This window comes from Porticoccus litoralis (genome assembly GCF_030676955.1).
Classification (GTDB): Bacteria; Pseudomonadota; Gammaproteobacteria; order Pseudomonadales; family Porticoccaceae; genus Porticoccus; species Porticoccus litoralis.
In genome coordinates this window covers 564,547-577,204 of sequence record NZ_JAUUUU010000001.1, presented here as the reverse complement: position 1 = coordinate 577,204, position 12,658 = coordinate 564,547, and the positions used below count along the sequence as shown (strand labels likewise).

At 51.0% G+C, this 12,658-nt stretch carries 9 protein-coding genes; all 9 read left to right on the top strand.

The window, feature by feature from the left end:
• The first annotated feature begins 93 nt into the window (after window positions 1-93).
• Complete coding sequence (locus Q8A57_RS02890) at window positions 94-561, top strand: DUF3565 domain-containing protein (protein WP_305169418.1); 468 nt, start codon at window positions 94-96, stop codon at window positions 559-561.
• 387 nt (window positions 562-948) lie between these two features.
• Window positions 949-2,883, top strand: coding sequence for a hydantoinase/oxoprolinase family protein (locus Q8A57_RS02885; protein WP_305169417.1), 1,935 nt, complete (start codon window positions 949-951; stop codon window positions 2,881-2,883).
• A gap of 11 nt (window positions 2,884-2,894) precedes the next feature.
• Window positions 2,895-3,287, top strand: a complete 393-nt coding sequence (locus Q8A57_RS02880) for an acetone carboxylase subunit gamma (RefSeq protein ID WP_305169416.1) — start codon at window positions 2,895-2,897, stop codon at window positions 3,285-3,287.
• 55 nt (window positions 3,288-3,342) lie between these two features.
• A complete protein-coding gene (locus Q8A57_RS02875; protein ID WP_305169415.1) occupies window positions 3,343-5,490 on the top strand; it encodes a hydantoinase/oxoprolinase family protein in 2,148 nt (715 codons plus the stop codon).
• Between the two features lie 15 nt (window positions 5,491-5,505).
• Complete coding sequence (locus Q8A57_RS02870) at window positions 5,506-7,782, top strand: hydantoinase B/oxoprolinase family protein (protein ID WP_305169414.1); 2,277 nt, start codon at window positions 5,506-5,508, stop codon at window positions 7,780-7,782.
• 1 nt (window position 7,783) lies between these two features.
• Complete coding sequence (locus Q8A57_RS02865; protein ID WP_305169413.1) at window positions 7,784-8,641, top strand: hypothetical protein; 858 nt, start codon at window positions 7,784-7,786, stop codon at window positions 8,639-8,641.
• A 24-nt stretch (window positions 8,642-8,665) separates the two neighbouring features.
• On the top strand, window positions 8,666-10,231 hold the full coding sequence (locus Q8A57_RS02860) for an AMP-binding protein (RefSeq protein ID WP_305169412.1): 1,566 nt from the start codon (window positions 8,666-8,668) through the stop codon (window positions 10,229-10,231).
• Between the two features lie 59 nt (window positions 10,232-10,290).
• Window positions 10,291-11,556: a thiolase C-terminal domain-containing protein gene (locus Q8A57_RS02855; protein WP_305169411.1), complete on the top strand. Its 1,266-nt coding sequence runs from the start codon at window positions 10,291-10,293 to the stop codon at window positions 11,554-11,556.
• Between the two features lie 344 nt (window positions 11,557-11,900).
• Window positions 11,901-12,623 (top strand): acetoacetyl-CoA reductase, encoded by a 723-nt coding sequence (phbB, locus tag Q8A57_RS02850; RefSeq protein ID WP_305169409.1) that lies wholly within the window; start codon window positions 11,901-11,903, stop codon window positions 12,621-12,623.
• The last annotated feature ends 35 nt before the right edge of the window (window positions 12,624-12,658 follow it).

Genomic DNA, 12,658 nt, shown 5'->3' with positions numbered 1-12,658 from the left:
GCAAGCGGGCAAACCGTGGCCTAACGTGGAACAGAGCATGAAGCCCGCGGAGGCGGCTATAAAAGGCGCTAACCACGACGAGGAGATTAAAATATGAAACGAGCAATCAAAGATTTCCATATGGACCGGTTTCAGGAGTGGGTAGCTGATCTTGAGTGCGGCCACGAGCTGAAGATGCGTCATAACCCTCCGTATATGGAGTGCCGCTGGATTGGTACCGGAAAGGGCCGACAGGAACATATCGGCGATGAGTTTGAATGCATTGACTGTGAGATGCCCGCACTGCCCGAAGGGCTGTCACTGAAAGAGAGTAGTGAAGCCTATGATCGCGACAATTTCCCCGACCACCTCCGGTCGGGAATCACAACCCCTGATGGTGTCTGGGGCAAGGTTGTTGTGGAAGCGGGGATGTTGCAGTTCGTGATTGAGCCGGAGAGTGATGCCAGCAGGGGGTTCCTCCTGGACCCATCGTTTGCAGGGGTTATGGCGCCGAATCTGCTTCATCACCTTCTTCCTGCCATGGGGAATGTTACATTCCATATTGACTATTACGCCGCCTGAAGAGGAAGGGTGCTTCGTGGATTCACGGATTTCGTGCCTTCTTCAGCATCTCTACTATACTCATTGAGCACTGCCGGTTTGATGGCAGTTTTTTCTATAAAACCGTTGCGGTTCAAGTGCATAGCCGGTAGCTGTCGGTATAGCGTTTTAGTACAGGTGAACGATTTCCGAACAGTTATTTTGGTGTTTGGTCGATGCAGCCCACCCATGAAAAAATAATATAAAACATATACATAAAATTCATATTCTCTGTTTTTTCTGAGTTGGTACGACCGTTGCATAAGAATCTTATCCCTGTGATGTGTTCGACTTGTCGTACACCTTGCAGAAGGGGATATAAACCTAATCAATTTTGGCTAGAAAGAAACTAAACTAAGGTAACTCGATATGGGAATGCTGATAAATATCGATAACGGAGGCACGCTCACCGATATCTGCGTGCTGAAGGATAATAATTTCTACAAAACTAAAACCCTCACTACGCCTTACGACCTGAGTAAGTGCTTTTTCGACGGTTTACGTAAGGCTTCTCAAGAAGCCTATGGTCAGGAAGACGTCGCCAGATTGCTTGCTGAAGTAGACCATATTCGTTACTCCACCACTCAGGGCACCAACGCTATCGTAGAGCGTAAAGGTCCGCGTCTGGGTCTGGTTGTCAATAAAGGCTCTGATTTGCCTTCACGTCTGCGCAAGCTGGACGAAGAGCTGTATGACTTCCTCGTTGGTGATCGTGTGGCTGAAGTGGATCTGGCTGCCCTGTCAGATGTTGCGAAAGGTGCTGATACAACGTCAGTTATCACTCGTCTGACCTCAGTTGGTGCCAACCGTATCGTTGTTAGCTTTGAGTCTGACAAGGCGGATGAGTACGAAGCGCAATTCAAGCGTCTGGCGTTTGATAACTATCCACGTCACCTGCTGGGTGCTGTGCCGATGCTGTTCTCCAGCGAACTGGCTGATGATATCTCTGAAGAGCGTCGTGCCTGGACTGCAATGATCAACTCTTTCCTGCATCCGGCCATGGAAAACTTCCTGTACAACGCAGAAAACCGTCTGCGTGAATACCGCACCAAAAACCCGCTGTTGATTTTCCGCAACGATGGTGACGCTTCTCGTGTTGCTAAAACGATTGCGCTGAAAACCTACAGCTCCGGCCCTCGTGGTGGTATGGAAGGCGTTAAAACCTTCAGCAAGCAGTACAACCTGAAAAACGTTCTGTCCATGGACGTTGGTGGTACGACTACTGACGTGGGTCAGGTGATCAACCACGCTGTTGATGAAGATCGTCGTGGCCTGGTGGAAGGTGTTCCGATTTCTTTCGGCCTGTGTGAAATCGCTAGCCCCGGTGTCGGCGGTAGCTCCATCCTGTCTGTTAAAGATGGCGCTATTCAAGTAGGCCCCGAGAGTGTGGGCGCTGTACCTGGACCAGCCTGTTTCGGTCGCGGTGGCAAGAATGCAACCATGACAGATGTAAACCTGCTGTTGGGTCTTCTTGATCCTTCTACCTACTTCGGTGGTGGTCTGGCTCTTGATGCTGAGCGTTCACGCGCTGCCATCAACGAGAACATTGCGACTCCACTGGGTATCACTGTAGATGAGGCGCTGTTCCAGCTGCGTGATGCATTCGAGCAGAAAATTGCTAATGAGCTGAAAGTTTACGGCAAGATCGAAGATGACACCGTTCTGATGGCCTTTGGTGGCGCCGGTCCGATGAACTCTTGTGGCGTTGCTGAAAAATGCGGCCTGTCCACTGTATTCATCCCGAAAACTGCTGCTGTATTCAGTGCGTTCGGTATTGGCGATTGTGACATCGGTCAAAGCTATGCTGTTGTGCTGAAAGGCAACCGCCAGGAAGCGCTGGAAGCTGCATACGCGTCTCTGGTTGAGCGCGGTGAGCGCGATATGTTCGCAGAGGGTTATGGCAGAGGTGACTATGTGACTGAAGCGCGTCTCGTTGCCGAGAAAGATGGTGCTGAGCTGGTATCCAAGCTCAATGGTGCTATCGCTATTCCTCAGGAAATGGCTAAAGCCGATGCGGTCACTCTGGAAGTTTCCGTGCGCAAGCAGCTTAAAACCGAAGACAGCTCTCACGCTTCTGTTAAGAAAGGCAGCCCGGCCAAAGCTACCAAAACCCGTTCTCTTTTCGCTGGTGATACCGGTACTCAGGAACTGCCTGTTTATGAAGTCAGCTTCATGGAGCCAGGCGGCCACGGCGTAGGCCCGGCAGTTATTGAAGAAGAATTCTTCACCTGTCTGGTTCGCGAAGGTTGGGAATTCGTTGTTACTGAATTGGGCGATATCCGCCTGACCAAGGGGGAAAAATAATGAAAGTATTGATGACTGAATATCTTCGTATCGACCTGGATACGGAAAACTGGGAGTGCCGTGTTTGTGATCACGTAGTGGGCTCAGCACGCGGCAACTATAAAGAAGGGCTGTTGGTCTATAACCGTGACCCCGCGGATATCCACCCGTCCATCATTGACCCGGAAAAATACCGTTTCACATTCTGTCCAGACAGAGAGTGGGTCAACATCTATGAATTCTATTGTCCGTCATGCGGTACCCAGGTTGAGGTTGAATACACCTTCCCCAACCACATGCCGCTCTACGACATGGAAGTTGATCTTGACGCCCTGAAGGAACAATGGAGCCACCGTGAGGAAATCACCGAGCCGGTGAAAGGCCCCAACGTTCTTGTCGATCGCTGCCACACCCACAAGCACTGATCGTGCTAGTAAGTTGGTTTAGTGAATAAATTAGGACTGATTTAGGAAATAGGTTATGAAACGTATATCAGTAGATATCGGTGGTACGTTCACCGATTGCTTTGTGGTGTGGGACAACAAGTATATTGAAACCAAAGCGTTGACCACCCACCAAAACCTGGCCCTCGGTTTTAACGAGGCTGTCGAAAAGGCTTACACCGAACTCGGCATTACCATGGAAGAAATCCTTGGTGGTGTTGACTCCGTTCGTTACGCGACCACTCTGGGTACCAACGCGCTGATTGAGCACAATGGTCCTCGTATCGGTATGCTGGTAACAGCTGGCTACGAAGCGATGGTGCCTCTGAGCCGTGGTCGTGGTTACGGTGAAGGTCTGGATGAGCTGGGCAAGCAAAACCTGCCCGACGCACAGCGTCCTGCTCCTCTGGTTCTGCCGCACATGATCGAAGGTGTTCGTGAGCGTCTGGGCTTCCAGGGCGAACTGGTTATGCCGCTGGATGAAAAAGACGTTCGTGAAAGAATCCGCAGCCTGGTGAACAAAGGTGCTCAGGCTATCGTGGTTTGTTTGATTAACTCTGTGGTTAACCCCGAGCACGAAAAGCGTGTTGAGCAGATCCTGCTGGATGAATACCCCTCTCACCTGCTGGGTTCTATTCCGGTGATCCTGTCTCACCGTGTAGCTGGCCGTAAAGGTGAGTATGTGCGTGCAACGTCTGCCATCGTCGATGGTTACCTGCACTCCACCATGTATCACGCGATGAGCCAGTTGGAGCAAAACCTGCGCGCCAACTCCTACTCCAAGCCGATGCTGGTAATTCACAACTCCGGTGGTATGGCGCAGTTGAACTCCACGGATGCGCTGCAAACCATTCACTCCGGTCCTGTATCCGGTATCAGCGCCGCAGAACACTTGGCGAAAGAAGCTGATCTGGGCAGTGTGGTTGCTACCGATATGGGTGGTACTTCTTACGATATCGGTATCGTGGTAGAAGGCGGTATCAAGCACTATGACTTTAACCCGGTTATCGACCGCTGGTTGGTGTCTGTACCTATGGTTCACCTGGTAACTCTGGGTGCTGGCGGTGGTTCTATCGCTTCCTTTGACCGTATGTACAATGCTGTTGCCGTTGGACCTAAGAGTGCCGGTTCTGACCCGGGTCCAGCCTGTTATGACCGCGGTGGTATGAACCCGACTGTAACTGATGCTGACTTGGCGTTGGGTTACCTGGATCCCACCAACTACGCCGGTGGCCACATTCCGCTGAATCCGAAGCGTTCCATGTTCGCTATTGAAGAAGCACTGTGTGACGATCTGGATGTCGAGCCAATCGAAGCGGCGCTGCTGATCAAAGAGAAAGTTGACAGCAACATGGCTAACGGTCTGCACACCGAACTGCGTGTTCGTGGTTATGACCCCGAGGACTTCACCATGCTAGCCTACGGTGGTAATGGTCCTCTGCACTGCTGTGGTATCGCCAGCAACCTGAACATGGACAAGATTCTGGCACCGCCAATGAGCTCCGTGTTCTCTGCTGTGGGTGCCGGCAACATGCACCAAATGCACATTCACGAAATGTCTCTCTTCCTGGTGCTGTACGATTCAAACACCCGTAAGGTCTTCAGCGATTACCAGCGCTTCAATGACATTGTTGCTGAGCTGAGTGAGCGTGGTACAAACGACTTGCTGCGTCAGGGTGCCGAGCAGTCTTCTATCAAGCACTCTCTGGAACTGGATATGCGCTATGGTAACCAGCTGGTACAAACCACTGTTGTTATTCCCAAGCACACTCTGGATTCGGCAGTTGATGTATTGAACATCCTGCAGCAGTTCTCGGATGACTACGGCCACCGTTTTGGTGAAGGTAGCCAGGCGCCTGAAGCAGGTATTCGTATCAACACCATTCGTGTGGCTTCTTTTGTTGAGCACGATACCGTTCACTTTAAACACATCAAACCGGTACCTGAAAGCGAGCGTCTTGCTCCTCCAGCTCCGCTGTCCACCAGAACCTGTTACTTTGTCAGTGAAGGTCCTAAGGGCATTGAGACACCGGTATGGCGTAAGGACGACATTCCCCCGGGAACTGAGATCGTAGGTCCAGGCATTGTTGCCTCTGAAGTAACAACCTACTTGATTGAACCAGGCTGGAAGTATGTTTCTGCTGAGCAGGGCGCCGTTTGGTTCTTCCGCGTCGAACAAAATTAAGAGGGGTATTAGACAATGAATAACGAAACCACAAATCCGGCTCTGGAAGATCAGGAGCTGATTGAAAAATTCCTCAAGGAAACCACGCTGTTCCTGGGTCCCGATCCGGAAATCATGCGCCACCACAACATCGAGCCGCGCACGGCCGATGAAGAAAAGTGTATGGGGCAATTTACCGACCTGAACCAGATCGCTTCTATCCGTGACCGTCTGCAGTCTGCCTGTGAAGAAGGTTTTGAGATGGTTGAGCAGATGGGTGCGGCGCCTGGTGCAAAATGGGGTGACATTATCACCGGTATCTACTCCGCGTCAGGCGACCTGACTATCGGTAGTGCTGGTGGTGTATTGATCTTCTCTGCACTGGTTCACCACCCGATCAAGTTCATCATCAAGAACTGGGTCGAGGAAAAAACCGTTGGCGTCAATGAAGGCGACGGCTTTATTCACAATGATTCCCGCTACGGTAACGTGCACAACACTGACCAGAGCATGATCATTCCAGTGTTCCACGAAGGCAAACTTGTCTGCTGGGTAGCTTCCACCGTACACGAAGGTGAATGCGGTGCGATTGAGCCGGGCGGTATGCCCTCCATGGCTGAAACCTCTTTTGACGAAGGCCTGAAAATGTCTCCGTTCAAGATTGTTGAAGGCTATGAGATCAAGAAAGACCTGCTGACCTTCCTGCAGAACTCTGTGCGTGAGCCGAAGCTGCAGTATGAAGACATTAAGGTGAAACTGTTCGCCTGTATGCGTCTTGAGAAGCGGATCAAGGAAGTTCTGGCCACTGACGGTCCGGACGCCCTGACTGCCTGTCTGCGCTACACCAACGAGAGCGTTGTGACCGAAGTACGTCGCCGTATCTCCGAGTGGCCTGACATGACTGTTCGCACTCAAACCATCATGGACAGTACTCTGCGTGAAAACGCTCTGCTGAAAATCAACCTGGCTGTGACCAAGAAAGGCGATCGTCTGATCTTCGACTTCACCGGTACCAGCCCTGAGTTGACCAACCGTGCCATCAACACCCAGTTGCCGGGTATGAAAGGTATGGTGGGCCAAGCGTTCATGAACCACATCTGGCCTGATCTGCCTCGTGGTCAAGCGGGTCTGTCTCCCATTGAGTTTGTAACTCAGCAAGGTACGTTGGTTGACTGTTCCTACTCAGCGCCTAACTCACAGAGCTTGATGTCCATCTTCCACAGCTTCACCGTGGCCCAGCATGCGACGGCCAAGTTCCTGTACAGCTGCCCGGACAAGTACACCCGTGTACTGGCACCCTGGCACAACATGATCAACACCTTCATCTGGGGTGGTGTGAACCAGCACGGTGAAACTCTGGGTAACCTCTGTGCCGATCTGAATGGTATGGGCGGTGGTGCTCGTATGGACCGCGATGGTGAGCATGCGCTGTCTCCGATCTTCGCAACCATGGCGGATATCGGTGAGCAGGAAATGAACGAGGAAGAAGTACCGTTCCTGCAGTTGGTTTCCAAGAAAATGACCACCAACACCCAGGCACCTGGTAAATACCGTGGTGGTATGGGCTACACCATGATCTCGTCTACCAAAGACAGTGATCAGTGGGGCTTCATGACCACTACCCAGGGTTCTAAAGTACCGACTATCCAAGGTCTGTTCGGTGGTTACGCCGGCGGTACTTACCCGATGTGTCGTGTATCTGGTGTGGACGTCTATGACATCCTGCTCAAAGAACCTGAAAGATTTAAGCACTCCATTGCTGAAATCATGAATGAGCAGCCTTTTGAAGGTGCCCGTTACCACACCCAGCACATGGGTCTTGGTTTCGACATCTCCAAGCGTGGTGAGCTGTACATGATCTCCCAGGGTTCTGGTGGTGGTTATGGTGACCCTCTCGAGCGTGATCCCACTTATGTGATCATGGACATCGAAGAAGGTCTGATCACTCCGGATGTCGCGAAGAAACTTTACAAAGTGGAGTTCAATGAAGAAACCCTCGTGGTTGACATGGCTGCTACTGAGAAGCTTCGTGCAGATTACCGTGAAACTCGTAAGAAGCAGGGTGTACCCTACGCAGAGTTCGTCAAGTCTCATGTGAAGGATACTCCTCCGGAAAATATCCCGTTCTATGGTTCCTGGAACAACGAACTGGATTACGTGTACGCCGGTAATATCAACGACAAGCGTGATGCTAAAAACCCGGGCCCCATTTATGTGACCCATCCTAAAGATGTTAGAATCAGTGAGCTTGAGGATGAGCTTGCCAGAGTCAGAGAAGCGGCAGGCTTACCTCCTTCTAACGAAAGGAAATAGTATGGCTGTTAACTTAGCATCTTACCTAACCGCCGGGGGGGAGACCCCCCGGCTTTGGATTAACTTTACCGATTACACCAAAAAGCTGTTGCTGGGTGCGGATGAAAACCCCTGGTCGAATCCCGCTGCCTACATGTCTTTTTACGGGCAGGCCCATGGCTTGGTGAAATCGCAGGTTGCAGTGCTTGATGTCTGGGACCTGTTCCAACATTGGATGAAGGAAGATCCGGAAGCCATTCCGTCCATGGCCGGTAAGCGTCGTGTCACCGTGGCATTAAAAGCCATGCTCGAAGCTTATGGTCCGAGGGAGTTGCTGGCAGAAGTGATCACTGCCTTCAGTAACAATTATGGAGCTTCAACGCCGCTGGCGTTGGTGATGCCTTCGCCTCGTTCATTGCTGGTGAAGGCTCATCAAGCTGCCAACGGTGAAGTGGCGGAACCCGATGAAATGAACATTGATACTGCATCAATGTACATGGCAGATTTTCTTCGCTATTTCAGCGAAACCGATCTGTCCGGGGTGCTACTGGTAGAAGATCCCGAATTACCGCCGGCTAGCGGTGAGGAATTAAGTTGGTATCAGCCGATCTACAATGTGGCCAAGCATTACCGTTGGTCCGTTGGGGTCTATTTGCCTTCTCCTGATGTGGATTACGATGTTCCTGCCGATGTGGCTTTTGCTGTCGCTCCAGCGGGATCTCCCACAGCGGCCAAGGTGAGTGGTGTGGATATTTCCGAGTATTTGTGGGGTGACCAGTCTGGTTCTCTGCCTGCTACTTCGGGGTTCTACTATTTGACCATCCCGGCTGGCACAAAACCGGAGACTGTACTCGATACACTTGCTACCCTTAAGGGTTAATCTAATCTTTAATAGGGGGTGAGTATGCGGCTCGTCGATTTTCTTGATGAGAGCCCAGCCGTGAGGTCGGGCGCTGGCAAGTTTATTGATCTGGACAACGAGCTCTCTCTCAGTTACCGGCAAATGGTGAATGCCTCCGTGCAAATTGCGGAGGTCCTCCGAGAAAGGGGAGTTAAGTCGCAGGATGTTGTCGCGACTTATGCTCCCAATTCGGTTGCCGCTTATTGCTGTATTTTTGCTATATCACGTCTGGGCGCCGTCTGGTTGCCGCTCAATGTCCGCAATACTTTCGAAGCAAATCAGAAGCAGATCGCCAAATCTGGTGCAGTCAAATTCTTTGTGGATGACACTATTTTGGCGTCCATCCCACAGATAGTAGATACCTATCTTGAGGATAAGCTTCTTAGATTTAACGGCCAGCAAGTGCTGGGTGTCGAGCTTCAAGCATTGGCCGATGAGCTGGTAATGCCTCTGACACTTGACGTGAAACCTGAGGGTGAAAATGTTCTCCTTAATCTGTTTGCCACGGGTGGAACCACGGGTGATTCGAAGCTGGCGGAATGGAGTAGTCGTAGCTGGGAAACGTTGACGGCGATTCAGGACGAGGTTATGCCTGAGCCGGATATTCCCGGTTCTTATCTTGTCTCAGCCCCGATGACCCATGCGGCCGGGGTCGCGTCATTTGCCACCATTCGTCAAGGTGCATCGGTTGTGGTCATGGATGGGATGATTCCCGATAGGCTGCTCAGGGTGATCCAGGACTACCGGGTGACTCATCTTTTCCTGCCGCCCACGGCCATTTATATGCTGCTTGCAGATCCATCGATTCGTGACTTCGACTATTCAAGTTTGCGTTACTTCTGGTATGCGGCTGCGCCAATGTCGGTGGACAAGCTCAAGGAGGCGATTGCTGCGTTTGGTCCGGTGATGGTGCAAACCTATGGTCAGGCTGAGGCGCCGATGATCTGCACATTCCTGAGTGCCGAGGATCATGTCTACGCCCTTGAAAACGATCACCCCGAAATCCTCAGGTCCTGCGGCAAGGTATGTCCGCATGTGGAGTTGGCAATTCTCGATGATGACTGGCAGCCACTGTCGGTGGGTGAAGAGGGGGAGATTGCGGTCAAAGGTAATCTGTTGATGAAAGGATATTATCAAAGCCCAGCGGCCACTGAAGAGATTCGTCGCGATGGTTGGCAGCGTACTGGTGATATCGGTTTTCTGGATGAGCGTGGATACCTCTCTATTGTGGACCGCAAACGGGACATGATTATTTCTGGTGGTTTCAATGTCTATCCGAGTGAAATCGAGCAGCTTATCTGGGGCCATCCGGCCATCAAGGACTGTGCAGTCATTGGCGTTCCCGACGAAAAATGGGGCGAGCAAGTGACGGCTGTTGTTGAACTTAAGGCTAATGTACAAGCGCCTGATGAACAGGAGATTATTCAGTTCTGTAAGAGCAGATTAGGCAGCGTTAAGTCCCCGAAACAGGTATATTTCTGGGATGAGTTGCCAAGGAGCCCTGTCGGTAAGGTGCTGAAGAAGGAGATTCGCAAGGTCTTCTGGAAGGATTCCGGTCGAAATATCTGAAGCAAATATTCACACGTTATTACTAGTTTTCAACGTTTAATCAATACGAGGGTTATGCCGTGAAGGTCAGTATTGTGGGTGCCTATAACACCCAGTTTGGTGCTTTTGTAAAGCGCGATCGTGAGACTGGAGAGATCGAAGATCTCAAATCTTTTTATGAATTGCTGGAAGAAGCCGGAGCTGGCGCTATTGCTGATGCAGGGCTTGAGGCAAAGGATATTGACGCAATTTGGGTCGGTTCCTGCTCGCCCTCCATGTTCGTCAATCAGGAGCATGTTGGCCCCCTGGCGTTGGAGATTGATCCACAGGGGCTGCTGTTAAAACCAACTACCCGCACCGAAGGTGCCTGTGCGACTTCCTCGCTGGCCATCTATAACGCGGCCTATGCCGTAGCCTCAGGCCGTTTTAAAAACGTATTGGCTATCGGTGTTGAAAAGATGAATACACTGGATACGGCTGGGGTAACTCATGCTTTGGCCTGTTGCTCTTACTGGCCTGATGAAGGTGCCAAGGGCATGACTTTTCCGGGGCTGTTTGCCGAATTGGGTAAAGCCTATCAAGCCAATAATGAGCTGACGGATGAGCAGTTGCGCATCATGCTGGCCCATGTTTCGGCGCTGAACTATCGCAATGGTATTCAAAACCCGCTGGCCCATTTCGGCCCGGGCAGTATCCCGGACAGGAATCAGTTGGTGACGGCAGAGGCTATTCTCAATTTGCCGGAGTCAGGTAAAGGCAGCAACCCTATGATTGCTCCACCTCTGCGTTTGCATGATTGCTCTCTGATCACTGATGGCGCCGCAGCAGTTGTGTTGACTTCCACTGATAATGCGAAAGCCAATTTCAAACATGCCGTAGAGCTGTCTGGTATTGGTCATGTGACTGATCGTATGACGCTTTCAGCCAGGGCGGGGCGCTTGCATGAGTTGCAGGCTACACGTCACGCTGTGAAGCTGGCGTTGGAAGAAGCGGGAGCTGGTGTTAACGATATTGACCTGGCAGAAGTACATGATTGTTTCACGGTCAACCAGATTCTCTGTACGGAAGCCATTGGCTTGTCAGCCCCCGGGCGCGCCGGCTATGACTTCATGGCTGGAAAATATGACCCTGATGGTGACTGTCCGATCAACCTGTCTGGCGGGCTGAAATCCAAAGGTCACCCGGTTGGTGCAACAGGTGCCTCCATGCATGCCTTGGCATACAAGCAACTGATAGGTGAGCCTATCGGTGTTGCTCACAAAGGAAACCCCGAAGTCGCCATGACTGTGAATATAGGTGGTTCCGGTGTTACCAACTGTGTCACGGTAATGCGCCGTATGCAGTGATGGGTTTTACCCCCCTGTCGGAATGCCATGGCAATGGCCGTGGTGTTCCGGCAGCCTTTCTCCTTTCTCCTTTCTCCTTTCTCCTTTCTCCTTTCTCCTTTCTACCGAAAGTTGGATTTGTGTTTGTATTTTGTTTTCTGCTGGTTTATTAATTGTCTAATAGCCCTTATAGATGATGTATGTTCGCTAAAAGTCGCATTCATTTAATCGAAAATCATTTCTATTCTATAAGTCTTGGCAGTAGTGGTGCGGTCTGCCTATAAAAAATTCACTGCTTGATCAGTGTCAGTAGTTAAAGATGTAAAAAGAGTTATTTTGCAGTCCCATAAAGCAGGAGATGTAGCATGTCTAAAGTGGCATTAGTAACTGGGGGAACAAGAGGTATTGGTGAATCAATTGCTGTCGAGTTGAAAGAAGCCGGTTATGAAACGGTATCCAACTACGGTGGTAACGATGAGCGTGCCCGGGAATTTTCAGAGCGAACGGGAATTCCTGTTTATAAGTTTGACGTGTCGGACTTTGATGCATGTCAGGAAGGAATTGCGCAGATTGAACGTGATGCTGGTCCTGTATCGGTGTTGGTTAACAATGCGGGTATTACCCGTGACCGCACCATGCACAAGATGACCCATGAAATGTGGCAGGCAGTTCTGGATACCAACCTGGGCTCTTGCTTCAATATGTGTCGTGGTGTGATTGATGGTATGAGGGAGCGCAAGTTCGGACGAATTGTTAACGTTGGCTCCCTCAATGGTCAGGCTGGTCAATACGGACAGGTCAACTATGCAGCTGCAAAGTCGGGCATTCACGGTTTTACAAAAGCCCTGGCTTTGGAAAGTGCTGCGTATGGTGTGACCGTTAACGCGGTAGCTCCAGGCTACGTTGATACCGATATGGTGAGAAATGTTCCTGCGGATGTTCTGGAGAAAATTGTTGCCAGAATACCGGTGGGTCGTTTGGGGACAGCCCATGATATTGCTCGGGGCATTCTATTCCTGGTGTCGGATGAGGGCGGATTTATTACGGGTTCAACCCTGTCAATAAATGGTGGCCAACATATGTACTAAGGCCTTGTTGGGGTGACCGGAATGCAGCAGTTCTG